The organism is Leclercia adecarboxylata (assembly GCF_035787115.1).
In the GTDB taxonomy this organism is placed as follows: Bacteria; Pseudomonadota; Gammaproteobacteria; order Enterobacterales; family Enterobacteriaceae; genus Enterobacter; species Enterobacter adecarboxylatus_E.
The window spans coordinates 225,852-251,125 of record NZ_JALKTL010000005.1; the positions used below are offsets into that span (position 1 = coordinate 225,852).

The window sequence follows — 25,274 nt, forward strand, 5'->3', positions numbered from 1 at the left end:
CTAATATTCAGCGGGCAAATGGTTGACGCTGACCAGTTTGCCCCTGTCCATAGTGATGTAGTTCCCCTGACGCAGCGCCGCCAGCACTTCTGCCACCACCGAGCGCGAAATGCGCGTGCGGCGCTGAATGTAGTTCATCACCCCCACCCGCATACGCAGCGTCTCATCCCACTGGGCCATATCCAGCAGCGTGGAGCGGATTTGGCTGTATGAGTTATTGCCCACCAGCTGTTTGTCGCGGATCTCCATCACCCGGTGATGCCAGGAGAGCCAACAAAAGGCATCGGACCATAAACCAGCCTGCTGGATCAGATAGCGGGCGCAAGGTGCCGGCAGGTAAAAACCGGTACAGGGTGATTGCGTCACCAGCAGGTACTCGGTGCTGCACCCCATCATGCCGGCGTTAATACCAAAGATGTACGGCGCGGCAACCATCTCCACCAATAAATCATCCTGCTGCCGGTGAATACTGAGCGAGCCTGACTGCAGCACCACCGCGCAGTGCTCTTCTTCATTGCGCTCAGGAAAAACCGGGAGATGGGCAGAAAGTTTGAACGGCGTGCTATGCGCAACCAGGCACTTCTCGAGCCGGGAGAATTCAGGAATGGGCTTTGCATAACGATTCATGCAGACCTCAGATCATCCTTTACTAAGGCTAAAAGCAGGGAGGCGTGCCTCCCTGCATCAGGCGTATTACCAGGTGTATTTCACACCGAGGTTAGCGCCCCAGTTTTGATCGACATCACCACCACCAAGGTAAGTGGCATCCGTGTAAGCACTGAAGTTTTTGGTAAAGCTGAACTGGGTACCCAGGCCCACGCGCACCGCGGAACCTTTCACACCGTTATCGATGTCATCGCCGTTCACGCGTGCATCTTCACCCGCATCGTCATAGACATACGCCAGTTTGAAGAACGGCGTCAGCGCCTGATCGTCGCCATAACCAATGGTGTAGCCCGCGTCAAAACCGGCCTCATAACGCATGCTGTCATAAGACTGGCTGCCCACGCGCAGGCCGTTGCTCAGGCGGTAGTCATCGCCAGACTGGAACAGGCCGGAAATGGCCGCGTACGGCGTGAGGTAACCGGCAGAGTTCGGTTTCCAGTCGTAACCCAGTTTCAGCCCAAAGCCCCAGGCATCCGTCGTGGTGTTGCCATCGACATATTCACCGTTGCTCATGTTGGCAGAGAGATCGTTATTGAAGCGCGAGTAGCTCAGGGAGCTGTCGATGAACACATCGTTAGCAAAGCGCGCCGCGGAGTAAAGCATCGCGGTCTGGCTGTCCTGATCCACCTGGCCACTGCGATCGTTCATATCGCCTTTGGCAAAGCCCGCTGCCGCACCGAAGATCCAGTCGGCGTTGTTGCCATCAATCCAGGTGTCGAGACCCACCATGATGCCGCTAACGTCCTGATCGTAATGGATAGTGCCGTTATCGCCGTCGACGTTACCGCCGAAGACGTTCACCCATGCGCCGCCCTTATCTTTCAGGCCATGACGGCTGTTGGTCAGACGGTTAGCCAGCGCATCCTGTTGCAGATGCCAGATGTTGGTGTTGGCGGATGGAATGCTCAGCGCCATGTTAGCGTAGTCGGTCAAACGCTCCTGATGCAGCACCACGGTGTCACCCTGCTGCTGTGCCTGGTAGGTATAAGCACCGAGATCGGCTTTATTGGCCGCCGTGAAGCGGGCCTGCGTATCGGCGTTGTTATCGTAAATGCGGATAACTTCCTTATTTTTATAATCAGCAACCGAACCCGCGCCGGTCGCGTTATCCAGACGAACCTTGTAGTTACCGGACACTTCACCGTTCACCGCCAGGTGGCCGTCTGAGTTCAGCGCAATTGTCCCGTAGTCGTACTCAGCCTGATGAATATCGTTCGTAACGTAACGGGCGTTGTTCAGATCGGAATTGAATACATAGTCACGGCTGGCGACATTCAGCACACCGCCGTCGGTCAGTACCAGTTTGTGGGTATCAACCTGGCCCAGACCCAGCGCCAGTTCCGCACGGTTGTCCACGGTAATGGTGTTGGCGTACAGCTCTGCCGTTTCCTGCGTCAGGGTAGTCAGGCTTGAACTGTCGAGGTACAGGCTGTCGGTTGCCACACCACCGGAATCACCGATATTCATGGTTGAAGCGTTAGTCAGCGTGATGCTGTCAGCCAGCAGGCTGGAGCTCTCCACGTTCACCTGTGAACGGTTGTTGACGGTCAGGGTATCAATGTTGGACCGCTTACGGGTATCCCATTCGGATCCGTTATCCAGCGTCACGTTGAACAGGCCGCTCTGATAAACCTGATTGCCCACCAGATGACCGTTGCTGTTGAAGGTGGATTCAGGCCAGATGCTGTTTGGCTGAAGGCTGCGCCAGTCGACGCTGCTATAGCCCAGACCATACATCTGCGAAGGCCCAATCGACTGGACGCTGGAGACGGCTGCGCCGACCCATTTGCTGCCGTTGGTGAGGGTCAGATCCAGCTTGTCGGTGCCGTCCCAGCCGTTGGTGGTTGGGTTGTAGATCCCGTCAGCGGTGGTGTCGGTGGCCGGATCGCCATTCGGGTAGAAGTTTTTGTCGAAGGTGCTGGTGAACAGCACATCGCCTGTCAGGGTGGAGTGATCGAAGTTCGCCGTGGTGCGCATGGCGTTATCCGCATTGCTGGCGGTCACGATCAGCGCCGCATCATCTGACGACGTGGCGTTATTTTCACCGTAATCGCTCGGTTTGGACGACTGCCCATAGAAACCGTTGGTTCCCAGATCGCTCAAGGCGCCGGAGGTCACAACAGAATCTTTCACTTGTAGGGTGTTGGTAAAGACATGGCTATTGTCTTCAATGCCGCTGACCCCATCATACGGCGTGTTATCCGACTGCTGATAACCCTGCGTCAGGGTAATCCCGGCCACGCGGGAGTTGTTCTGGATAACAATGTCAGATTCTACGTCCAGGGTAATGGCATTCCCCAGCGCGTAGGTATCCCAGTAGCGGGTAGTGGTATTGCTGCCGTTCACCACGTCGTAAGCGTAATGCTCATAGTTATCGTTGATGGTGGTGTTGTCCACGGTCAGCGCAAAACGGTCATACTGCAGATGGGTTGTACCGTCTGCATTCAGGCCGCCGGCACATTCGCTGGTCATGCACTTAGAGGTGATCATCCCGTTGATGGTGCTGTTAGAGATGTTCAGGGCATTGGCACGTCCGCCCGCGCCATCATCCAGATAGTATGTTGAGATAACGCCGTTTACCGTTGATTTGTTGATAACAGGGTAGATATCGTTATCCAGGGCGGTACCCGCGTCATCCCAGTCGGTATATCCGTGGTACCAGGGCGCTGCCGCAGTATTATCATACCCAAAGGTATTGTAGTGGCTACCGGATATATCTTTTGCATTGGCCTGAGAAGCGATAGCCAGCGTGCAGGCTAATGCAAGTTGAGATACAACAAGTTTCTTTTTCCATGTTTGCATTGGGTCATCCCTCCTCAGGGACGTAAGCAAGTTTGTCCGTAAATACAGTGCAAATATATTGCGAGGAGAATTATGCAGTGTCCAAACAAAATGGTTCAATAAATCATCTAATTAAGTCCGAAATCAGACAGAATAAAACACGGCCTTTTTTTTAAGTATAAAAACATCAAAATTACCATTAATTACAGTCAGTTAAATTTAATTAAAAGCCAGGCACACCCTGACAAAAGATCATTTAAAATGATAAAACAAAAGCCAACCAGAAATATAATAAATGATTAGAATTGATACGTGAATAATATTATTAAGCAAGTCCTCAACGTTAAGAGTGAGAGATATGATTGCGGATAAGAAAAATAATTAATGTTAAAACAGTGAATTTATTTCAGGCCATAAACGGAAAAGTGAAAATAATAACCGACGCGTTTCCCGTAACCTGTGCAGGCTAAACGACAACTTTAGTAAAACAGTCCGCGGGGGTTTCGGGTACACTATCCCTCCTTGATTCACACTCATCAGGCATATCATGACCGATTTAATTGCTCGTCCCCGTCGCCTGCGCAAAACCCCGGCGTTGCGCGCATTATTTGAAGAGACAACCCTGTCCTTAAACGATCTGGTGTTGCCGATTTTTGTTGAAGAAGAGATCGACGACTACAAAGCCATCGACGCCATGCCGGGCGTGATGCGCATTCCAGAGAAGTATCTGGCACGTGAAATTGAACGCATCGCCAACGCAGGCATTCGTTCGATCATGACCTTCGGCATCTCCCACCATACCGATGCCACCGGCAGCGATGCCTGGAAAGAGGACGGTCTGGTGGCGCGCATGTCGCGGATCGCCAAACAGACAGTGCCGGAGATGATCGTCATGTCCGACACCTGTTTCTGCGAATACACCTCCCACGGCCACTGCGGCGTGCTGTGCGATCATGGCGTGGATAACGACGCCACCCTGCTTAATCTGGGCAAACAGGCGGTGGTTGCCGCCGCAGCAGGCGCTGATTTTATCGCGCCATCCGCAGCAATGGACGGCCAGGTACAGGCCATTCGTCAGGCGCTGGACGCCGCCGGTTTCACCGACACGGCCATCATGTCCTACTCCACCAAGTTCGCCTCCTCCTTCTACGGTCCGTTCCGTGAAGCGGCCGGCACCGCGCTGAAGGGCGATCGCAAAACCTATCAGATGAACCCGCTTAACCGCCGTGAAGCGATCCGTGAATCCCTGCTCGACGAAGCCCAGGGCGCAGACTGCCTGATGGTCAAACCGGCTGGCGCGTATCTGGATATCCTGCGCGACATTCGTGAGCGCTCCGAACTGCCGCTGGGCGCGTATCAGGTCAGCGGTGAGTACGCGATGATCAAATTCGCCGCCCAGGCGGGCGCGATCGACGAGGAGAAAGTGATCCTCGAAAGCCTGGGGGCGATCAAGCGCGCGGGCGCGGATCTGATCTTCAGCTACTTCGCGCTGGATCTGGCCGAGAAGAAAATTCTGCGTTAATCCGTATTGCCCGGTGGCGCTACGCTTACCGGGCCTTACGCCCCGCGACAAAACTTCACTCCTCTGCAATACAACCGACATCTGGCGCTTCTACTGTCTGCACAAGACAGGAGGAGGAGCCACCATGTTTAGTCTCGACAGCGTTCTCGATGACCTTTGGCCGCAGGCGAAACCTGCACCCTGGCAAAAAAGCCTGTTAAAGAAGCTCCTGCACGAAGAGGAGTTTCAGCAGTTCGCCGCTGACCACCGACACCTGAAAGGGCTCGATATGGTGGAACAGGTTCTGGACCACCTTGATATCCTCTGTACCATCCCGGCTCACGACCTCGAACAGATCCCCGCGCACGGCCCGCTGATTGTGATGGCTAACCACCCCACCGGGACGCTGGACGGGCTGGCGCTGCTGTATGCCGTCTCCCGCGTGCGCCGCGATGTGAAAGTAGTGACCAACCGAATGCTGAGCCATCTTGAGCCGCTCAGCTCGCTGTTCATCCCGGTGGACAACATGGGCGGACGGACGGGGAAATCGTCCTTCACCCTGATGGAGCAGCATCTGCAAAACGCCGGGGTGCTGATCTTCTTCCCGGCAGGGGAAGTGTCCCGCCCGACGCGCACCGGGATCCGCGATAAAAAGTGGCACCCCGGCTTTATCAAGCTGGCAGGCAAATTCCGCGCGCCGCTGCTGCCGGTGCATATCCACGCCCGCAACAGCCTGCTGTTTTATGCCAGCACCCTGCTCTCCCCGCAGGTATCGATGCTGCTGCTGATGCAGCAGATGTTTCGCCGTCGCCACAGCCGCCTGCCGGTGAAAATCGGTCAGCAGATCGGCTGGAGCCACTGGTACAGCCCCACGCTCTCCCCCCGGGAGATAGCTGAGCAGTGCCGCCAGCACGTGCTGCGCCTTGGTAAGGGACTGACAGGGGTATTCAAAACCGAGTCCGCCATTGCCCGCCCGGAAGACCGGGCCACCCTGAAGCGCGCCCTGGCGCAGGCGGAGTGTCTGGGTACCACCGCCGATGGTAAAAGCATCTTGTTGTGGCAGCGCAACGGCCAGGAAGAGGCGCCGATCCTGCGCGAGCTGGGCCGCCTGCGCGAGATCGCCTTTCGCGCCGTGGGTGAAGGCAGCGGCAGACGGCGCGATACCGATCGCTATGACGATGACTATCTGCACCTGATTTTATGGGACGACGAGGATCTGGAGATTGTCGGTGCCTACCGCTTTATGCCGGGCGCCTTAAAGGGACGCGACGCGCTCTACAGCCACAGTCTGTTCCACTACGACGACAGAATGCAGGATATCCTTGAACATGGCATTGAACTGGGGCGCAGTTTTATTCAGCCACGCTACTGGGGACGCCGCGGGCTGGACTACCTGTGGTCAGGGATTGGCGCCTATCTGGCGCGCTACCCGCACTATCGCTATCTGTTCGGGCCGGTCTCTATCTCCGGGGGCCTACCGCCTGCCGCGCGGGATCTGCTGGTGGCCTTTTACCGGCTGTGGTTCCCGGCCACCCATCCGCTGGCGACCTCCCGCCGCCCTTATCCCGCCTCATTGCCCGACGTGCTGGCGCAGTTTGGCGGGGAAGATTACGTGGAAGACCTCACCCGGCTGAAATCCCTGCTCGGCAATCTCGGATGCGGCATCCCGCCGCTCTACAAGCAGTATTCCGAGCTGTGTGAGCCCGGTGGCGTGCAGTTTATCGATTTTGGCAGCGACCCGGCGTTCAACAACTGCGTGGACGGGCTGGTGCTGGTGGATTTGTGTTATCTGAAAGCCAACCGCTATCAGCGCTATATCGAGGCGCATTTAACACCCTCCCCCTAACCCTCTCCCTGAAAGGGAGAGGGGACTGTCAGGTGCCGTGTGTGAAGATGAGCACGTACAGCCTTTCTCCCTCGCCCCTTTGGGGAGAGGGCCGGGGTGAGGGGATCAGCCCGCACGGAAAAAAGGTTTATCCCCCAATATGGTTGCCCGATGCATTATCCGCCGCTGGGGTAAATAATCGGCATTGGCGTAATGCTGCGTTACCCGGTTATCCCAGATCGCCAGATCGTTCTCCTGCCAGCGCCAGCGCACCTGGAACTCCGGCTTAGTGATATGGGCAAACAGGAACCCCAGCAGCGCCTCGCTCTCTTTCTCGCTCAGATCAACAATTCTCGTGGTGAAGCCTTCGTTGACGAACAGCGCCTGCCTGCCGCTCACCGGATGGGTGCGCACCACCGGGTGCAGCAGCGGCGGGTGTTTCGCTACCGCCTCCTGCCAGCGCTGATGCTCCTCTTCGGTTTTACGGTACTTATATTCCTGGAAGGATTTTTTAAAATCGTGCTCCGCCCGCAGGCCGCTCAGCAGCGTCTGGAAGGGGGCGGATAACGCCTCGAACGCCGCCATCCCGCTGGCCCACAGTGTATCCCCTCCGCTCTCGGGCAGCAGTTTTGCCGCGAGGATCGCCCCGGCGGGCGGGGTCTCGATAAAGGTGACATCGGTGTGCCAGTTGTCATTATCCGGTGGATTATCGTTATGGGTATCCAGCACGATGATCTCCTCCACGCCCTCGGCATGCGGATAGACCGGGTGGATATGCAGATCGCCAAACCGCAGCGCCAGCGCCCGCTGCTGCTGAGGCGTCACCGCCTGCTCGCGCAGGAACACCACCTGATGGCGCAACACCGCATGGTAGAGCTGCTCAAACTGGTTATCGCTTAAGGGGCGGGTCACATCCAGACCGGAAATTTGCGCGCCAATGTACGGCCCCAGCGGGGTAATGGTCAGACGTTCACTCATTGTATCTCTCCATGCCAGGGCGTCAGGCGGCGCTGTAGCGCACGCAGCCCCAGTTCTAATCCGAAAGCGATCGCGGCGATCACCGCGATCCCCGCCAGTACCACGTCCGTCGCCAGGAATTCCCCCGCCGACTGGACCATAAACCCTAACCCGCGCGTGGCGGCGATCAGTTCTGCCGCCACCAGCGTTGACCAGCCGACCCCGAGCCCAATCCGCAGCCCGGTAAGAATATCCGGCAGCGCGCCGGGCAAAATCACAAACCACAGCACCTGGACGCGGCTGGCCCCCAGCGACCGCGCCGCGCGGATCCGCACCTGTTGGGCGCTTTTGACCCCCGCCACCGCCGACATCGCCACCGGGGCGAAAATCGCCAGATAGATCAGCAGGATCTTCGAGGTCTCGCCGATACCAAACCAGATCACCATCAGCGGCAGATACGCCAGCGGCGGCACCGGACGATAGAGCTCAATCAAGGGATCGAGAATGCCGCGCACCGTCGGGCTTAACCCCATAGCAATGCCCACCGGGATCCCGACAATCACCGCCGCCAGCAGAGCCACCAGTATGCGTCCCAGGCTGGCCGCCAGATGTTGCCACAGCGTGGCATCCATAAAGCCTTCTACACCGGCGATGGTGAACAACTTCACCAGCACCTGGCCCGGCGGCGGCAGAAACAGCGGGCTTATCCACTGCGCCGCCGCCACGGTCCACCACAGCACCAGCAGTACCAGCAGGGTGCTGACGCTGAGCGTCAACTGGCGGGAAAAGGGCCAGCGCAGGGTCAACCGTTTGCGCGTCGTTTTGTCATTCACCACAATGCTCATGAGAAGGCCTCCCGCTGTTCAAACACGCGGCTCAGCACGTATTCGCGCCGGGCGATAAAATCGGGGTCGGACTTGATGCTGCGCACCGGCTCCCCCGCCACAAAGCGGCGAGAAAAGTTGAGCGGCAGACGCTCCAGCACCCGCCCCGGCCCAGGCGACAGCAGCACCAGCCCGGTGGCCATAAACACCGCTTCTTCTATATCGTGGGTGATGAGCAGCACCTGTTTGCCGCTCTCATGCCACAGGCGCAGCAGCAGGGTTTGCATCTGTTCGCGGGTAAAGGCATCCAGTGCCCCGAAGGGTTCATCCAGCAGCAATAGCTGCGGGTTCGCTGCCAGCGCCCGGGCAATGCCGACGCGCTGGCGTTGTCCGCCCGAGAGCTGCCAGATAAAGCGTTTTTCCGCCCCCTCCAGCCCGACTTTTTTCAGCATGTCCCGGGCAATCGCCAGCCGCGCTTCCCGCGCCATACCCGCCAGCTGCAGGCCAAAGGCGACGTTGTCCTGCACGTTACGCCACGGCAGCAATCCTTCGTTCTGGAAGACCACGCCGCGCCCGGCACCGGGCCCCTCTATCTTTTTTCCTTCCAGCTGGAGGGTGCCGTGCTGATAAGGTACAAACCCGGCGATCAGATTCAGCAGCGTGGTCTTACCGCAGCCGGACGGGCCGATCACCACCAGCAGCTCGCCGCTGTCCAGCGTCAGGTTGATATCCTCCAGCGCAGGTTTGCCGGCGTAATCGGCAGACAGATTTGTAATATTCAGCATCCGGCTCTCCTTACTTCACAAAGCGATCGGTCACGTACTGGCTGTAATCCGCCGCTACCGCGGGCACTTTGCCCTGCTCTTTCAGGAAACCTGCGGTATCGGCAATCGCTTTATTCACCGGCCCTGACAGCTGCTGTAACTGCTGGGCGGGCGTCAGGTAGGTATTGCCTTTCAGCAGCCCCGGCACGTCGGCCTGTGGCACACCGCTCAGACGGGCCAGTTTCTCCAGGTTGGCGGGCTGTTTCAGCCATTCATCCGGATTGGCAATGTAGGGCTGCTGGGCATCGATAGCGCTTTTGGCGAAGGCTTTCACCACCTCAGGATGCTTTTCGGCAAAGTCTTTACGCACCACCCAGACATCAAGGGTTGGCGAGCCCCACTGCCCGACCTGCGCCGAGTCGGTCAGCACGCTGCCGTCCTTTTGCAGCTCGTTTACCGCAGGCGACCAGACATAGGCCCCGTCAATATCCCCTCGCTGCCAGGCGGCGATGATTGCAGGCGGTTGCAGGTTGATAATCTCCACCTGCCCCGGTTTGATTCCCCAGTGTTTGAGGGCGGCGAGCAGGCTGTAATGGGTAGTGGAGATGAACGGCACCGCGATGCGTTTGCCGATCAGATCGGCGGGTTTGGTGATGTTTTTCTTCACCACCAGCGCTTCGGAATTACCGAGCTGCGAAGCCAGCAGAAAAACTTCAATCGGCACCTGCTGGCTGGCGGCCACCGCCAGCGGGCTGGAGCCGAGGTTGCCAATCTGCACGTCGCCGGAGGCCAGCGCCCGCACGATGCTGGCCCCGCTGTCGAACTTACGCCACTCCACGTTGGCGCCGCTCGCTTTCTCGAAGGTGTTATCCGCCTGCGCCACTTTGGCGGGCTCAGCGGAGGTTTGATACGCGACGGTGACGTCCACCGCCTGCGCCTGAAATGCCCACAGTGCAAGGGCGCCGAGTAAGGTAAACCGCGATGAAATTGCCATGGTGTCTGCTCCCGTAGTTGTTATGGAGGGAGTATTTCTGGCGGCGGGATTTTGATAAAGGAATTAAAAAGCATCGTTAATGCCGAATCGTTTTTAGAAAAAAAGCGGCAATAGATAGTTGGATTTTAGGGATTGGGGTGAGGGCTATTTGACTCGTGTAGGCAAAGAAATATGTAACGGTAGAGGTTGTTCCGTTCACTTCACGGTCCGTGCTGCTCTGGTATACCCGAACCGGTGAACGTGCCAGGGTGGCTCAATCGCCACCACCCTGGCGACCCGGGCTACCGGCAAGAAAATCGTCGCTTCGCGGGTTGTTCGCCCCATCCCTGGGGCTCACCCCTTCGGGGCCAGCGCAAGCGCTGTCCAAAATTGCTCCCGGCGATTTTCAGCCGGACCAGGCACCGCTGGGATATCTGCAACAGCATTAGCATTTTCATTGCGGTAATTTCTTGTTTTGCGAGGCTGCTTCCGGGAATAGCCCTTCACAGAAAATGGATATAGCAGTATCTTTTTTACGCGCCTGCAAAATCAGGCGTCGGGATTGACCTCCTGCTTTCTTCATCGGCGACGTATAATGATGCGTCGTACGCTCTGCTACACCTCAATGGTGGGCTGAGCAGGGGCATCGCAAGGTGCGCCGGTATCCGATGAAGCCGGTAAGGTCAACTCTGCTTAGTCCGCCACCCATGAGATTGACCTCTCTGGTAGCGGTGAATTAAACCATTCATCGGAGGCTGCCTTTATGGCTACGACCCTAAACCACACTCACGCATTACTTACCCTGCCCTTCAATCACAGCACGGCCTTTACCGAACTGGCGGACAACTGCGAGCGCTTTATGGATGCGCTGGTAGACTGCGATCTTCCCGCTGAAAAACTCGCCCTTTATGGACGACTCTCCGCCTGTCTGGCGCTGTTGCAACCCACGCTGCTGGAGCCCGTGCCGGACAACTTAAAAGCGAGCCTGACCGTAGACGATTTACCGACACGTCTGCCCGTCTTTGACCCTGAACCCGATCAACTTGGCCGTTACTGCCAGGAACTGACTCAGCATCTGATGAGCGGGGCATTCCCAGCTGAAGCCGAAAGAGTCATCAAGGATCTGCTTTATGAGCTGGTCAGCTTCTATGCCGATACGCTAAAAATGCCGCGCTGGCTCAGAACAGACGAGGGAACAATCCCCTTAAATTAACCCATGAAAAGCGATGAAAATGCTTGAGTCATTAACATACTCACAGCGGCACCCTGGTCCGGCTGAAAATCGCCGAGGCGTTGACTGAAGGCAGGGTCGAGGCGCAGGGATGCGCCGAGAGGGGGCGACCTACAGGGATGTAGGATCGTCCCCGACCCGACAGCCGCAAGTCATTAGCTGAGGGGACCGCAACGCGGCGATTTTCTTTGCCGGGAGCCGGGGTGGTCAGGGGGGCGGCGGCGAGCCCCCCTGACACGTTCACGGGTGACGCGGCACACCGAGCAGCACTCAACGTAAAGTGAACGGAACCCCACCGTTGCCACATGTTCACCGCCGGGTGGCGGCTACGCCTTACCCAGCCTACATTCCTGCACTGACACGTTCACGGGTGATGCGGCACACAGAGCAGCACTCAACGTAAAGTGAACGTAACCCCCACCGTTGCCACATGTTCACTGCCGGGTGGCGGCTACGCCTTACCCGGCCTACGTTACTACCCAAACCTTTATTGCAATTTTGTTACATCCGTTACATAACCACAGGCATGTCATTGCCAGTCCGACGCGGACAGGCATCATAAGCAAACTATTCAGCAAAGGTATGCAAGATGATCAAAGTGGTACTGGTGGACGACCACGTAGTGGTACGCTCCGGGTTCGCCCAGCTGTTAAATCTGGAAGAGGATCTGCTGGTCGAAGGCCAGTACAGCAGCGCCGCGGAGGCCTGGCCCGTGCTCAGCCGCGAGGCCATCGACGTGGCGGTGCTCGACGTCGCCATGCCCGACGAGAACGGCCTGAGCCTGCTCAAACGCCTGCGCCAGCAGCGCCCGGGGTTTCGCGCCATTATCCTCAGCATCTACGACACCCCCGCCTTTGTGCAAAGCGCGCTGGACGCCGGGGCCAGCGGTTATCTCACCAAACGCTGCGGCCCGGAAGAGCTGGTGCAGGCGGTGCGCTCGGTGGGCATGGGCGGCCATTATCTGTGCGCCGATGCGGTCAAAGCCCTGCGCGGCGGCGAACCGGTATCCCGGGCGCTGGCCGAACTGACCCCGCGCGAGAAAGAGGTGTTCGAGCTGCTGGTGCACGGCAAAAGCGTGAAGGAGATTGCCTTCCAGCTCGAGCTCAGCCACAAAACCGTTCACGTCCATCGCGCCAACGTGCTGGGAAAACTGCAGTGCAGCAGCACCATTGAGCTGGTGCATTTTGCCCTCGATCACCAGCTGCTGCCCGGCCACTGATGCGGCGCACCCTGCGACACGTCATTCTCTCGCTGTTCATTATGCTGGCCTGGGGCACCGGCTGGCTGATGCTGTGGACGCTGAGCGTTTACCTCACCCGGAACGGGCAGCAGGCGGCGCTGTTTTTACCCCAGGGCGTCTATCTGGCGCTGCTGATTTTGCTCTCACGCCGCTTCTGGCCGGCGTTGATCCTGCCCACGCTGGCGGCAATGCTCTGGCTGTACAGCGAACAGCTGCTCACCCGCCCCCTGATGCTGGCGGTTCCGCTGGTGGGCACCGTCTGCGCGTGGCTGGCGCAGCACTACTGGCACCGCTATCCCCTTTACTGGCAGCGCCTGTCGCTGCTGATCGCGGCGGTGACCCTCAACGCCCTGCTTCAGACTCTGACTCTGGCGCCGTTTCTCGACAGCCCGGCCACCCTGCTGGCGCTGGCCTCTTTTACTGGCGGAGTACTGCTCACCCCGTTCGTCTACCTGATATTTGAGTTTTTACGCCAGCAGCATCGCTACCACCTGCTCGGGCTCGATACCAGCAATCCCCCGCTGCGCACCTCGCTGATTATCTGGTGCAGCCTGTTTTTTATCATCGGCATCGGCACCCAGATGGTGCTCACCCCAACCCTGGAGCGGCTGCTGCTGATCGTGGTGTTTCTGCCGAACGTGGTGATGGCCTGGAAGTTCGGCTGGCAGGGGGGCGTGCTCTCCGGGCTGCTGGGCAGCATGATGATCACCATTGCCCGTCAGGTCGGCGTAGGGTTCAGCGATCTGCTGGAGCTGGAGATTTTCCTTGCCACCCAGTCGCTGCTGGGGATTGGGCTTGGGATCGCCATCAGCCGCCAGCAGCATCTGGCCACCAACCTCGACCACTATCGCCGTCGACTGGAGGCCGAGCTGCAGGCCCGGCGCGCACTGGCGGAAAAGCTGATCCATACCGAAGAGGACACCCGTAAGCATCTGGCCCGGGAGCTGCACGACGAAATTGGCCAGAACATCACCGCCATTCAGATCCAGTCCCAGCTGGTGAAGCGGGCGGGGGATACCCCGCAGGCGCTGGAGGCGGCCGGGCAGATCAACGAGCTGGCGCGGCGCATCCACCACTCCACCCGCCAGCTGCTGCGCCAGCTTCGCCCCCCGGTGCTGGATGAACTCTCCTTACGCGAGGCGCTGCACCACCTGGTGAACGAGTTCGCCTTTGCCGAGCGCGGCATTCAGTGTCGGTTTGACTACCGGCTCACCGCCCCGCCGCAGAGCGAAACCCTGGTGTTCACCCTCTATCGCTTACTCCAGGAGTTGCTGAATAACGTCAGCAAACACGCCAACGCCAGCGAGGTCAGCGTTCTGCTCTGTGAGCAGGGCAGCCAGCTGCGCCTGGAAGTGAGAGATAACGGCAGCGGCATCAGCCCCCGACAGCTTCCCGGCTTTGGCATCCAGGGGATGCGCGAGCGGGTGCATGCCCTGGGCGGGGAGTTCACCCTGGAGTCGCAGGGCGGCACGCGCGTAATTGTTAACCTGCCCACAGTTTTGCAACAAACACACCGCTAACCAGGAAAAAGTCTTAGTCACGCCAGACTTTCTCTCATCCCTTTTTCGTCGCGCTTTCATACAGTCATTGCAAATGGAGAACGCCATGTCCGCACCGTCAGCAGAACAGGTTACTCAACGCTATCGCCAGCTTCGTCCGCGACTGCTGCTCTGCATGGCGATCGGCTACGCCACGTTTTACCTGACGCGCAAAAGCCTCAACTACGTGCTGCCCGCCTTGCAGCTGGATCTGGGGCTGAGTAAAAGCGATATCGGCCTCATCGGATCGCTGTTTTACCTCAGCTACGGCCTGTCGAAATTTGCCGCCGGACTGTGGCACGACAGCAAGGGCCAGCGGGCGTTTATGGGTATCGGCCTGATGGCCACCGGGGTGCTGAATGTGTTGTTCGCCTTTGGCGACTCCCTGCCCCTGCTGCTGTTTATCTGGACGCTGAACGGCTTCTTTCAGGGATGGGGATGGCCGCCCTGCGCCAGGTTGCTCACCCACTGGTATTCGCGCAACGAGCGCGGCTTCTGGTGGGGATGCTGGAACACCTCCATCAACATCGGCGGCGCCATTATTCCGCTGATCTGCGCCTTTGCCGCCCATCGCTGGGGCTGGCAGGCGGCGATGCTGACACCGGGGATCATCAGTATCGTGCTCGGCCTGTGGCTGACCACACAACTGCGGGGCACACCGCAGGAAGAGGGTCTGCCGACGGTCGGGGAGTGGCGCAACGATCCGCTGGAACTGCGCCAGGAGCAGCAAAGCCCGCCGATGGGGCTGTGGCAGATGTTACGCACCACCATGCTGCAAAACCCGATGATCTGGCTGCTCGGGGCGTCGTATGTGCTGGTCTATCTGATCCGCATTGCCCTCAACGACTGGGGCAACATCTGGCTGGCCGAGAGTCACGGCGTGAACCTGCTGAGCGCCAACGCCACGGTGATGCTGTTTGAGGTGGGCGGCCTGCTCGGGGCGCTGTTCGCTGGCTGGGGATCGGATCTGCTGTTCAGCGGCCAGCGGGCGCCGATGATTTTGCTGTTCACGCTGGGGCTGATGGTGTCGGTCGCCGCCCTGTGGCTGGCGCCGGTTCACCACTATGCCCTGCTGGCAATGTGCTTTTTTACGGTGGGATTTTTTATTTTTGGTCCGCAGATGCTCATCGGCCTTGCCGCCGTGGAGTGCGGACATAAACAGGCAGCAGGCTCGATTACCGGTTTTCTTGGCGTGTTCGCTTATCTGGGAGCGGCGCTTGCCGGATGGCCGCTGTCGCAGGTTATCGAAGGCTACGGCTGGTCGGGGATGTTCAGTTTGCTCTCTATTGCCGCCGTGCTGATGGGTTTATTACTGATGCCCCTGCTGATGGCGGGCATCACCGCTTCTCGCAGTCACATAACGTCTTAAAAAGGGCTGAATAATGAAAACAACGCTTCTCTCTACCCTCATTGCTTCCGGGATCGCGCTGGCCACCTTAACCGGTGCCGCACAGGCCAAAGGCCGCCTGGTGGTTTACTGTAGCGCCACCAACGAAATGTGCGAGGCCGAAACCAAAGCCTTTGGCGACAAGTACGACGTCAAAACCTCGTTTATCCGCAACGGCTCCGGCAGTACGCTGGCGAAAGTCGATGCCGAGAAGAAAAACCCGCAGGCGGACGTCTGGTACGGCGGTACCCTGGATCCGCAATCCCAGGCCGGTGAAATGGGGCTGCTGCAGCCGTATAAATCGAAGAACCTGGAGCAGATCATGGAGAAATTCCGCGATCCGGCCAAGGTTAAAGGCAACCTCTCCTCCGCGGTCTACGTGGGCATTCTGGGCTTTGGCGTCAACACCCAGCGCCTGAAAGAGAAGAACCTGCCGGTGCCGCAGTGCTGGAAAGATCTGACCAAACCGGAATACAAGGGCGAGATCCAGATTGCCGATCCGCAAAGCTCCGGCACCGCCTACACCGCGCTGGCGACCTTCGTCCAGCTGTGGGGGGAAGACCAGGCCTTCGACTACCTGAAACAGCTGAACGGCAACGTCTCTCAGTACACCAAGTCCGGCATCGCCCCGGCGCGTAACGCCGCCCGCGGTGAAACGGCCATCGGCATCGGCTTCCTGCACGACTACTCGCTGGAAAAAGAGCAGGGCGCCCCGCTGGAGCTGATCTCCCCCTGCGAAGGCACCGGGTATGAGATTGGCGGCGTCAGCATCCTGAAGGGCGCGCGTAACGAAGAGAACGCGAAGCTGTTCGTAGACTGGGTGCTGTCGAAAGAGGCGCAGGAGCTGGCGTGGAAGCAGGGCAAGTCCTATCAGATCCTGACCAACACCACCGCAGAAACCTCCCCGAACTCGCTGAAGCTGGATGACCTGAAGCTGATCAGCTACGACATGGACAAATATGGTTCAACGGACGTGCGTAAAGCGCTGATCAACAAGTGGGTCAGCGACGTGAAGATGGGTAAATAAGCCCGCTACTGCTCCTTTGCCGGGTGACGGCGTAAACGCCTTACCCGGCCTACAACACCGGAATATCTATGTCACAGACACTCGCTCTTCATCCCGTGAAAAAACGGGATGCGGTCTTCCTTTGGGTTTTCGTTGGCTGGCTGGCCTTTGCCCTGCTGCCGAGCTGGAGCCTGGATTACGGCCTGCTGGAGTCCACCCGCGACGAGATCCTCGACGCCTACAGCTGGTCGCACTTTAACATCAGCTGGCTGTGGTATCTGCTCCCCACCCTGCTGCTGGTGCGCCCGTTCAGCGAAGCTCGTCGCGAGCAGCGCAGCCGTCATTACCTTGATGCCGGTTGGGCGCTGCTGTGCATGGCCTTTGTGGTCATCAGCGCCACCCTTGAAGGGCGCGGCTTAGGCTACGCCACCATTGTGCTGTTTGTCACGCTGGGGGCGATCATGACCCTCGCCCTGACCCGCCTGGAGTGGCTGGGCGGCGACCGCTTTGTCATCGGCTCGTTGATTACCATCGTCGCGCTGATCGGCATCTTTATCGTCTGGCCGAGCATCGCCATTTTTATTCCGATGTTCACTAACGACGCCGGGGAGTTTGCACCGCTGGCCTTTATGAATGTGCTCTCCCAGGCGCACATCATCCAGGTGATCGTCAACTCGGTGCTGCTTTCCATTGCGGTGGGCATCGGCTGCACCTTCTTCGGGCTGGTACTGGCGATCTACACCACGCGTATCGCGAAACGCAGCGCCATTATCGGGCGCATCTTCTCGATCCTGCCCATCGTCACCCCGCCGTTCGTGGTGGGCCTGGGCGTGACGCTGATGATGGGGCGCTCCGGCTACGTCACCGAGCTGATGGTCGACTGGTTTGGGCTGACCAACACCAACTGGCTGTATGGCTTCACCGGCATCTGGCTGGCGCAGGTGCTGGCCTTCACGCCGATGGCCTTTATGATCCTCGACGGTGCCATCAAGACCATTCACCCGTCGCTGGAGGAGGCGTCTTACACCCTGCGCGCCAGCCGCTGGCAGACCTTTAACGGCGTCTTTGTGCCGCTGCTGAAACCGGCGCTGGCGAACGCCTTTTTGATCGTCATCGTCCAGTCGCTGGCGGACTTCAGTAACCCGCTGGTGCTGGGGGGCAACTTCGACGTGCTGGCGACGCAGATCTACTTCTACATCACCGGCTCGCAGCTCGACTACCAGGCGGCCAGCACCCTCGGCGCCTTCCTGCTGCTCTTCTCGCTGCTGGTGTTCTGCATTCAGTACATGTGGATCGGCAAGCGCTCCTACGTCACCGTCTCCGGCAAGTCCTATCGCGGCGACGTGCAGCCCTTACCGGTCACCCTGGTGTGGAGCGTGATCGCCCTGCTGGCGGTGTGGATCGCCTTTAACGCCCTGCTCTACGGCAGCATTTTCTACGGCAGCTTTACCGTTAACTGGGGGGTGGATTACACCCTGACGCTGGATAACTTTATCAAGCTGTTCGGCCAGGGGATGAGCGACGGTGCGTGGCCTTCGCTGCTGGATACCCTGCTGTACGCCGGGATTGCCGCACCGATCACCGCCGCCTTCGGGTTGCTGATCGCCTGGGTGGTGGTGCGCCAGCAGTTTAAGGGCAAAAAGACCATCGAGTTCACCACCATGCTCTGCTTTGCGGTACCGGGCACCGTGGCGGGCGTCTCCTATATTCTGGCCTTTAACAGCGCCCCGGTGTACCTCACCGGCACCGCGGCGATAGTGATTATCTCCATGGTGATGCGTAACGTGCCGGTGGGTATTCGCGCCGGGATCGCGGGTCTGGGCCAGATCGACAAATCGCTGGACGAAGCCTCGCTGAGCCTGCGCGCCGGTTCGCTACGAACCATTACGCACATTCTGCTGCCGCTGCTGCGCCCGGCGATTCTGTCGGCGCTGATCTACAGCTTTGTGCGCGCCATTACCACCGTCAGCGCCATTGTGTTCCTCGTCACGCCGGATACCCGTGTCGCAACGGCCTATATCCTGAACCGCGTGGAAGACGGCGAATACGGCGTGGCGATCGCCTACGGCTCGATCCTGATTGTGGTCATGCTGGCGATCATTTTCCTCTTTGACTGGCTGATCGGTGAGGCACGTATCTCCCGCTCAAAAGCCAAAAACCAGGCGTAACACTATGACTCAGAAACATTTCGTTGAACTGCGTAACGTGACCAAGCGCTTTGGCGCGAACACGGTGATTGAAAACATCAACCTGGCGATCCCCCAGGGGCAGATGGTGACGCTGCTTGGCCCTTCCGGCTGCGGTAAAACCACGGTGCTGCGTCTGGTGGCCGGGCTGGAGAAGCCTACCGACGGCCAGATCCTGATCGACGGCGAGGACGTAACCCATAGATCCATTCAGCAGCGTGATATCTGCATGGTGTTCCAGTCTTATGCTCTCTTCCCGCACATGTCGCTGGGCGAGAACGTCGGCTATGGCCTGAAAATGCTCGGCGTGTCGCGCGCGGAGATCAAAACCCGCGTCAAAGAGGCGCTGGCGATGGTGGATCTGGACGGCTTTGAGGACCGCTACGTGGACCAGATCTCCGGCGGCCAGCAGCAGCGCGTGGCGCTGGCCCGGGCGCTGATCCTCAAGCCCAAAGTGCTGCTGTTCGATGAGCCGTTAAGTAACCTCGATGCCAACCTCCGGCGCAGCATGCGGGATAAGATCCGCGAGCTGCAAAAGCAGTTCAACATTACTTCTCTGTACGTGACCCACGATCAGAGCGAGGCCTTTGCGGTGTCGGATACGGTGCTGGTGATGAACAAGGGCAACATTATGCAGATTGGCTCGCCGCAGGATCTCTATCGCCAGCCCGCGTCACGCTTTATGGCGAGCTTTATGGGCGATGCCAACCTGTTCCCGGCCAGCTTCACCCAGGATTACGTGGCGATCCACGGCTATCGCCTGCCCCGCCCGCTCCACTTTGCCGCTCTGGGCAGCGGCACCGTCGGCGTGCGCCCGGAGGCGATCACCTTAAGCCAGCACGGCGAGCCCAGCCAGCGCTGCGTCATCCGCCACGTCGCCTATATGGGGCCGCAGTACGAGGTGATTGTGGAATGGCACGGCCAGGAGATTTTGCTGCAGGTGAACGCGACCCGGCTGCAGCCGGATATTGGCGAGGCGTATTTCCTGGAGATCCATCCGTACGGGATGTTTGTGTTGGCTGATGCGGCATAAGCTGTGCCTGTGGGTTGAGGAGGCCCCACAAAAAAAGAGTGGCACGGACGGCCCCCTCTCCATTCAGGGAGAGGGCTGGGGTGAGGGGGAGCATGCAGCTCCGGTGGTGGTTCCGTTCACTTCATGTCCTGTGCTTCTCTGTCAGCTGCGTCACCCGTGAACGTGCCAGGGGGCTCGCCGCCTCCCCCTGGCTGACCCTCTCCCCAAAGGGGAGAGGGAAGGGTCTGTGCGGTCTGTAATCTCTTAACGTAACCGCGTAACTTCAGCAATATCCTTCGGCGTCGTCCGACAGCACCCGCCAATCAGCTTTGCGCCTGCGGCTAACCACTGCGGCAGATAGCCCGCCAGCGTTTCGCACGCCTCACCGTGATGATGCCAGGTTTTGCTGACCGCATCGTAATGCTCCCCCGAGTTCGGGTAGACCACCAGCGGCAGCGCGGTCAGGCTGTTCAGGTGCTGCAGCGCGGCGGTGGTGTTCTCCAGCGCGATACAGTTAATGCCCAGGGCGACAACCTGCGGATAGTTCGCCAGCACCGATACCACCTCGCGCAGCGGGGTGCCGTCGCTCAGGTGCTCGCTGTCGCGAAGCGTAAACGAGAACCACGCCCGGGCACGGGGGTATTCGGCCAGCAGCGCCGTCAGGGCTTTAATTTCAGCGAAGGACGGCAGGGTTTCGCAGGCCAGCAGATCCGCCCCGGCATCCAGCAATGCCTCCACCCGCGGGCGATGAAAGGCGCTAAATGCTTCCGCGCTGCGCACGTAGTCACCGCGGTATTCCGAGCCGTCCGCCAGGTACGCGCCGTAGGGCCCGACCGAACCGGCGACCAGCAGCGCGCCGGCCTGCGGGTTTTCCGCCAGATATGCCTCCCGGGCCTTACGCGCCAGCTCGACGCTTTTGCTAATCAACGCGCGGGACTGCGCCTCGTCCAGCCCGCGAGCGGCAAACCCGTCAGGCGTGGCCTGATAGCTGGCGGTGATCGCCACCTGCGCGCCGGCGCGGAAGTAGTCGAGATGCACGTCGCGGATCAATTCCGGGTTTTCCATCAATACCTTCGCCGACCACAGGCTGTCGGCCAGGTTGCAGCCGCGCGCTTCCAGTTCCGTTGCCATCGCCCCGTCCAGCACCACAAACGGCCGGGTTTCAAGGAGGGCGGTAAGCGGATTATTCTGCGACATGTTCAGGCTCCTGGGTTTTCAGATTTTGGGTAAGGTAGTACGCACCATAGCACAGCGCCACAAACGGCAGACCGGAGTAAAGGGCAATACGCTGGCTCGGGTCAAAGGCCAGGCCGATACAGGCGACCAGGCAGAGGATAAAGCCCAGCACCGGCACCAGCGGATACCAGGGGGCGCGATACTGTAAATCGCTCAGGGGCTTACCCGACTGCAGGTGACGGCGACGGAAGACAAAGTGGGAGGCGCAGATGCTGATCCACACCGCCACCACCGCAAAACCAGAAATGGCCGACAGGGCGACAAACACCGTGTCCGGGGCCACCACGCTTGAGAAGAGTGCCAGCACGCCGCCGAGCATCGACACCGACAGCGCCGTCAGCGGCACGCCGTTTTTATTCACGCTGGCAAAGCAGCGCGGCAGGGTTTTTTCATTCGACAGCGACCACAGCATTCGCCCGGAGGCGTACAGCCCGGAGTTGGCCGCCGAGAGGATCGCCGTCAGGATGACAAAGTTGACGATATCCGCGGCATAGGGAATACCCACCTTCTCAAACACCAGCACGAACGGGCTTTTCTCTACGCCTGCCTGCTGCATCGGGATCAGCGCCGCCAGCACGAACACGGTGCCGATAAAAAAGATAATCAGGCGCGCAATGGTGGTGCGAATGGCAACCGGAATGACCTTATGCGGGTTTTCAGTTTCACCTGCCGCAATGCCGATAAGCTCGGTGCCGGAGAAGGCAAAGTTTACCGCCACCATGGTCATCAGGATCGGCAGGCCGCCGTGGGGGAACCAGCCTTCGGCGGTAATGTTGCTAAGCCCCGGCGCGGGGGAACCGTCCTGCATCGGGATAAAGCCGAAGATCGCCGCCCCGCCCAGTACAATGAAGGCGATGATGGTGATCACTTTCACCAGCGAGAACCAGAACTCCCCTTCGGCGAAGAAGCGGGTCGAGATGACGTTAAGGGCAAATATCACCGCGCAGAAGATCACGCACCATATCCAGACCGGCACCTGCGGAAACCAGTACTGCATACAGAAGCCCGCCGCGGTGAAGCTAGATCCCAGGGCCACGGTCCAGGTGAGCCAGTAGAGCCACGCCACGGTGTAGCCGGTCGCCGGGCCAAGATAGCGAGCGGCATAGACATGAAAGGCGCCGGTTTCGGGCATCGCCACGGAGAGCTCGCCGAGGCACTGCATTACCAGCCAGACCACCAGCGCGCCGATCAGATAGGCCAGCAGCGTGCCCGCCGCCCCGGTGGTTGAAATGATGTATCCCGTATTAAAAAACAGCCCAGTGCCGATCACGCCGCCGAGGGACAGCATGATCAGGTGGCGCGTCTTCATGGTGCGCTGAAGCTGCCCATTTTGTTGTGTTTGCATATCACCTTCTATACGTATGGACATCTAAACATCCAAAAAGAAGGTGTTCTTATACCGCGATTGTTAACAAATTGCTAGCCATGCACCAGACGCAGCTGAGCGCGACGGGCGCTCAGCCGGGGGTTTACCGTGTAAATAACGTAAAGAAAGGGTCGCCAGGCCATCTGCCACCTCCTGCAAGCTGTCACTTACAGCATGTATGGCTTCACAGGCTCCGTCGGTCAGGCGAAAGTGGGATCTGTTTTGCCCCACTAAACTTTAGAGGGAGTACGCAGCGCCAGAAACATACTGGCAAGGGTAAAGAGCGCGATGATCCACGTCATCGTCCAGGGCGTGCCGTCGCTCATGGTGGCCAGCAACAGGGAGGAGATGATCCCGCTGCCGTACTGCAGCGAGCCAATCAGCGCCGAGGCGGCTCCGGCATGGCCCGGCACCGCATCCAGCGCAGCGGCGGTTGAGGTGGCGGCGATAATGCCGTTCATTGAGAAGAAGATGAAGATCAGCGCCACGATAGCCCCTATGCCGCCGACGTTAAGCCCGACGCAGGCAGCCATCGTGACTGCCGCAAGCGCTGCCACACAGGAAGCATATTTGAGCAGCGTCTCCAGCGCGTGGTGATTGACCAGCCTGCGGTTCACCACGCTCATGCCCATTACCCCGACGATATTGAGCGCAAACAGCCAGCCGTAGTGCGCCGGATCGACACCAAAGTAGCGAATGTAGACGAACGGTGAGCCGGTGATAAAAGCATACGCCGCCACGTAATAACAGGTCAGGCTGAGGGTGAACTGCATGAACTTCCGGTTGCGCAGCAGCGCGGCATAGTTCCTGAACGCACCGGCTACCGAGGCTTTGACGCGCTTCTCCGGGGCCAGTGTTTCAGGTAACCAGCAGAGCGACAGCAACATCAGGGCGCCAATCACCACCAGCAACCAGAAGATGCTGTGCCAGGTGCTGATCTTAATCAGCTGCCCACCGATAAGGGGACCGGCAATGGGGGCGATTGCCATGACGATCACCAGTGTCGAGAGCATCTGCGCGGCGCGGGTGCGGCTAAACAGATCGCGGATCATCGCCCGCGCCAGCATCGGCCCGGTGCAGGCGCCCAGTGCCTGAAAAACGCGCCAGAAGACAATATGACTGATATCGGTCGCCAGCGCGCAGCCTGCGGAACCGATGATAAACAGCACCATGCCGATAAACAGCGGAACGCGGCGCCCGAAATGGTCGCTGATCGGCCCCCAGATCAGCTGCGCAATGGCAAAACCGATGAGGAAACCGGTGATGGTGAGCTCGACATTGCCGTGCAGCTCTGCCGCCATCATCGGCATGGCAGGAAGATAGATGTCGGTTGATAACGAGGTGAACGCCATCAGGGCGCTCAGGATGAGCACAAACGGCAGACCGGTGGTTTTGGCTTTTGGCATAACAATCGCTTCAGGTTAACTGGGCGGTAAGCTTACATGAATTGATATCATGAATAATCCAGGTTAAACGGGATGTGGTTATGAATGTGGCTCATCAGTACGACAGAGTGGCGACGATGCTTTACCGGCCTGCCAGGGCCATCTGAACTTACAGGCTCGTGCAAGCGTAGCGCCACCGGGCAAAAGACCGCAATATGTTAAATCACGCAAAACACTCTATAGTCGTAGTGTTTCATTAAAAAAGGATGAGCTAATGCGATTTAACGGACTGACCAAAGGTTTCTTCATACTGATACTGCTGATGGTCTCATGGGCGTTTTTTGATGTGCTGGCGCCCTACTTCTCGGCGATCCTGTGGGCCGCTATCCTGGCGGTGATTTTTTACCCGGTTAAAAACGCGCTGCGTATCAAACTGGGGGATCGCAACGGGCTGGCGGCGCTGCTGAGCGTGCTGCTGATCTGCCTGATCGTCTTTATTCCGCTGATGGTGATCTTTTCCTCATTGGCTTTCGAACTCAATATCGTTTATACGCGCCTGCAGCAAAACGACACCCAGTTTTCCGAGGTGGTGGCGAGCCTCTTCTCTCATCTGCCCCACTGGCTGCGCACGCTGATGATCGAGCACGATCTCGATACCGCCGCGCAGATCCAGCAGAAGCTTTCTGAAGCAGCGTTAAGAGGCGGACAATATCTGGCCGGAAGCGCCTTCCTTATCGGTAAAGGCACCTTTGGCTTCGCTATCAGCTTTGGCGTGATGGTCTATCTGCTGTTCTTCCTGCTGAAAGATGGTCCCTGGCTGGTGCGCCAGATCCTCGACAGCCTGCCCCTGTCGAATTTTGTTAAGCATCATCTGTTTTCCAAGTTTGCGGGCGTCGCCAGAGCAACGGTAAAAGGTACCGCGGTAGTCGCCGCGCTGCAGGGGCTGCTGGGCGGGATTGCCTTCTGGGTGGTTGGGATCAAGGGCAGCATTTTATGGGGCGCGCTGATGGCGTTCCTGTCGCTTATCCCGGCGGTGGGATCGGCCATCATCTGGGTTCCCGCGGCCATTTTCCTCTTCGCCACCCATCAACTGTGGCAGGGGCTGTTTATCGTCGGCTTCTTTGTACTGGTGGTCGGGCTGGTGGATAACCTGCTGCGTCCGCTGCTGGTGGGTAAAGACACCAAAATGCCCGACTATCTCATCCTCATCACCACCCTCGGCGGGATGGAGATTTACGGCATCAACGGCTTTGTGATTGGTCCTTTAATCGCCGCGCTGTTTATCGCCTGCTGGAATCTGCTCTCGGGCCGCGATCACCCCGGCAATGCCGAAGAGATTGACGATGCGATTATTGAAGAAGGTAAAAATTCGCCCGATTTATGAATTAGATATATT

19 protein-coding genes are annotated in these 25,274 nt (G+C 58.8%); 10 read left to right on the plus strand and 9 right to left on the minus strand.

The window, feature by feature from the left end:
- Together MXM41_RS16885 and MXM41_RS16890 are read right to left on the minus strand one after the other, a co-directional pair.
- The gene (locus tag MXM41_RS16885; protein ID WP_325933210.1) at nt 1-627 is read right to left on the minus strand and encodes a helix-turn-helix domain-containing protein; all 627 of its coding nucleotides are present in this window, start codon (nt 625-627) and stop codon (nt 1-3) included.
- Nucleotides 628-693: 66 nt separating this feature from the next.
- Nucleotides 694-3,468 (minus strand): autotransporter outer membrane beta-barrel domain-containing protein, encoded by a 2,775-nt coding sequence (locus MXM41_RS16890; RefSeq protein WP_325933211.1) that lies wholly within the window; start codon nt 3,466-3,468, stop codon nt 694-696.
- 526 nt (nt 3,469-3,994) lie between these two features.
- Here MXM41_RS16890 and hemB point away from each other — a divergent pair.
- On the plus strand, nt 3,995-4,969 hold the full coding sequence (gene hemB / locus MXM41_RS16895) for a porphobilinogen synthase (protein WP_325933213.1): 975 nt from the start codon (nt 3,995-3,997) through the stop codon (nt 4,967-4,969).
- 124 nt (nt 4,970-5,093) lie between these two features.
- The gene (locus MXM41_RS16900) at nt 5,094-6,794 is read left to right on the plus strand and encodes a lysophospholipid acyltransferase family protein (RefSeq protein WP_325933214.1); all 1,701 of its coding nucleotides are present in this window, start codon (nt 5,094-5,096) and stop codon (nt 6,792-6,794) included.
- A gap of 105 nt (nt 6,795-6,899) precedes the next feature.
- Here MXM41_RS16900 and tauD read toward each other — a convergent pair whose 3' ends face one another.
- The 4 genes from tauD to tauA are packed head-to-tail and all read right to left on the minus strand — an operon-like array spanning nt 6,900 to nt 10,312.
- Nucleotides 6,900-7,751: a taurine dioxygenase gene (gene tauD / locus MXM41_RS16905; RefSeq protein ID WP_325933215.1), complete on the minus strand. Its 852-nt coding sequence runs from the start codon at nt 7,749-7,751 to the stop codon at nt 6,900-6,902.
- A complete protein-coding gene (gene tauC / locus MXM41_RS16910; RefSeq protein WP_325933217.1) occupies nt 7,748-8,575 on the minus strand; it encodes a taurine ABC transporter permease TauC in 828 nt (275 codons plus the stop codon). Before tauC ends, tauD begins: the two co-directional genes overlap by 4 nt.
- Nucleotides 8,572-9,339 (minus strand): taurine ABC transporter ATP-binding subunit, encoded by a 768-nt coding sequence (gene tauB / locus MXM41_RS16915; RefSeq protein ID WP_325933218.1) that lies wholly within the window; start codon nt 9,337-9,339, stop codon nt 8,572-8,574. Before tauB ends, tauC begins: the two co-directional genes overlap by 4 nt.
- Before the next feature lie 10 nt (nt 9,340-9,349).
- Complete coding sequence (gene tauA / locus MXM41_RS16920; RefSeq protein WP_325933219.1) at nt 9,350-10,312, minus strand: taurine ABC transporter substrate-binding protein; 963 nt, start codon at nt 10,310-10,312, stop codon at nt 9,350-9,352.
- A gap of 742 nt (nt 10,313-11,054) precedes the next feature.
- Here tauA and MXM41_RS16925 point away from each other — a divergent pair.
- From MXM41_RS16925 to fbpC, 7 genes are all read left to right on the plus strand, one after another.
- The gene (locus MXM41_RS16925; RefSeq protein ID WP_325933220.1) at nt 11,055-11,504 is read left to right on the plus strand and encodes a hypothetical protein; all 450 of its coding nucleotides are present in this window, start codon (nt 11,055-11,057) and stop codon (nt 11,502-11,504) included.
- Nucleotides 11,505-12,111: 607 nt separating this feature from the next.
- A complete protein-coding gene (locus tag MXM41_RS16930) occupies nt 12,112-12,741 on the plus strand; it encodes a response regulator transcription factor (RefSeq protein WP_325933221.1) in 630 nt (209 codons plus the stop codon).
- The gene (locus MXM41_RS16935) at nt 12,741-14,282 is read left to right on the plus strand and encodes an MASE1 domain-containing sensor histidine kinase (RefSeq protein ID WP_325933222.1); all 1,542 of its coding nucleotides are present in this window, start codon (nt 12,741-12,743) and stop codon (nt 14,280-14,282) included. Before MXM41_RS16930 ends, MXM41_RS16935 begins: the two co-directional genes overlap by 1 nt.
- Before the next feature lie 85 nt (nt 14,283-14,367).
- Nucleotides 14,368-15,669, plus strand: coding sequence for an MFS transporter family glucose-6-phosphate receptor UhpC (uhpC, locus tag MXM41_RS16940; protein ID WP_325933223.1), 1,302 nt, complete (start codon nt 14,368-14,370; stop codon nt 15,667-15,669).
- A 13-nt stretch (nt 15,670-15,682) separates the two neighbouring features.
- On the plus strand, nt 15,683-16,714 hold the full coding sequence (locus tag MXM41_RS16945; RefSeq protein ID WP_032616757.1) for an ABC transporter substrate-binding protein: 1,032 nt from the start codon (nt 15,683-15,685) through the stop codon (nt 16,712-16,714).
- Nucleotides 16,715-16,782: 68 nt separating this feature from the next.
- Nucleotides 16,783-18,861, plus strand: coding sequence for an iron ABC transporter permease (locus tag MXM41_RS16950; RefSeq protein WP_325933224.1), 2,079 nt, complete (start codon nt 16,783-16,785; stop codon nt 18,859-18,861).
- Nucleotides 18,862-18,865: 4 nt separating this feature from the next.
- Nucleotides 18,866-19,912, plus strand: a complete 1,047-nt coding sequence (gene fbpC / locus MXM41_RS16955; protein WP_325933225.1) for a ferric ABC transporter ATP-binding protein — start codon at nt 18,866-18,868, stop codon at nt 19,910-19,912.
- Between the two features lie 243 nt (nt 19,913-20,155).
- Here fbpC and mmuM read toward each other — a convergent pair whose 3' ends face one another.
- The 3 genes from mmuM to MXM41_RS16970 form a co-directional block, all read right to left on the minus strand.
- Nucleotides 20,156-21,088, minus strand: coding sequence for a homocysteine S-methyltransferase (mmuM, locus tag MXM41_RS16960; protein WP_325933227.1), 933 nt, complete (start codon nt 21,086-21,088; stop codon nt 20,156-20,158).
- Complete coding sequence (gene mmuP / locus MXM41_RS16965) at nt 21,075-22,472, minus strand: S-methylmethionine permease (protein ID WP_325933228.1); 1,398 nt, start codon at nt 22,470-22,472, stop codon at nt 21,075-21,077. Before mmuP ends, mmuM begins: the two co-directional genes overlap by 14 nt.
- A gap of 251 nt (nt 22,473-22,723) precedes the next feature.
- On the minus strand, nt 22,724-23,899 hold the full coding sequence (locus tag MXM41_RS16970; protein WP_325933229.1) for a multidrug effflux MFS transporter: 1,176 nt from the start codon (nt 23,897-23,899) through the stop codon (nt 22,724-22,726).
- 253 nt (nt 23,900-24,152) lie between these two features.
- Between MXM41_RS16970 and MXM41_RS16975 the strand changes: the two genes are divergently transcribed.
- Nucleotides 24,153-25,262 carry an AI-2E family transporter gene (locus tag MXM41_RS16975; protein WP_325933230.1) on the plus strand — a complete coding sequence of 370 codons (1,110 nt, stop codon included), beginning with the start codon at nt 24,153-24,155 and terminating at the stop codon, nt 25,260-25,262.
- Nucleotides 25,263-25,274: the final 12 nt, after the last annotated feature.

Coding starts and splice junctions, on each gene's coding strand:
- MXM41_RS16885 (WP_325933210.1), bottom strand. CDS start 627: ATGAATCGTTATGCAAAGCCCATTCCTGAATTCTCCCGGCTCGAGAAG.
- MXM41_RS16890 (WP_325933211.1), bottom strand. CDS start 3,468: ATGCAAACATGGAAAAAGAAACTTGTTGTATCTCAACTTGCATTAGCC.
- hemB (WP_325933213.1), top strand. CDS start 3,995: ATGACCGATTTAATTGCTCGTCCCCGTCGCCTGCGCAAAACCCCGGCG.
- MXM41_RS16900 (WP_325933214.1), top strand. CDS start 5,094: ATGTTTAGTCTCGACAGCGTTCTCGATGACCTTTGGCCGCAGGCGAAA.
- tauD (WP_325933215.1), bottom strand. CDS start 7,751: ATGAGTGAACGTCTGACCATTACCCCGCTGGGGCCGTACATTGGCGCG.
- tauC (WP_325933217.1), bottom strand. CDS start 8,575: ATGAGCATTGTGGTGAATGACAAAACGACGCGCAAACGGTTGACCCTG.
- tauB (WP_325933218.1), bottom strand. CDS start 9,339: ATGCTGAATATTACAAATCTGTCTGCCGATTACGCCGGCAAACCTGCG.
- tauA (WP_325933219.1), bottom strand. CDS start 10,312: ATGGCAATTTCATCGCGGTTTACCTTACTCGGCGCCCTTGCACTGTGG.
- MXM41_RS16925 (WP_325933220.1), top strand. CDS start 11,055: ATGGCTACGACCCTAAACCACACTCACGCATTACTTACCCTGCCCTTC.
- MXM41_RS16930 (WP_325933221.1), top strand. CDS start 12,112: ATGATCAAAGTGGTACTGGTGGACGACCACGTAGTGGTACGCTCCGGG.
- MXM41_RS16935 (WP_325933222.1), top strand. CDS start 12,741: ATGCGGCGCACCCTGCGACACGTCATTCTCTCGCTGTTCATTATGCTG.
- uhpC (WP_325933223.1), top strand. CDS start 14,368: ATGTCCGCACCGTCAGCAGAACAGGTTACTCAACGCTATCGCCAGCTT.
- MXM41_RS16945 (WP_032616757.1), top strand. CDS start 15,683: ATGAAAACAACGCTTCTCTCTACCCTCATTGCTTCCGGGATCGCGCTG.
- MXM41_RS16950 (WP_325933224.1), top strand. CDS start 16,783: ATGTCACAGACACTCGCTCTTCATCCCGTGAAAAAACGGGATGCGGTC.
- fbpC (WP_325933225.1), top strand. CDS start 18,866: ATGACTCAGAAACATTTCGTTGAACTGCGTAACGTGACCAAGCGCTTT.
- mmuM (WP_325933227.1), bottom strand. CDS start 21,088: ATGTCGCAGAATAATCCGCTTACCGCCCTCCTTGAAACCCGGCCGTTT.
- mmuP (WP_325933228.1), bottom strand. CDS start 22,472: ATGCAAACACAACAAAATGGGCAGCTTCAGCGCACCATGAAGACGCGC.
- MXM41_RS16970 (WP_325933229.1), bottom strand. CDS start 23,899: ATGCCAAAAGCCAAAACCACCGGTCTGCCGTTTGTGCTCATCCTGAGC.
- MXM41_RS16975 (WP_325933230.1), top strand. CDS start 24,153: ATGCGATTTAACGGACTGACCAAAGGTTTCTTCATACTGATACTGCTG.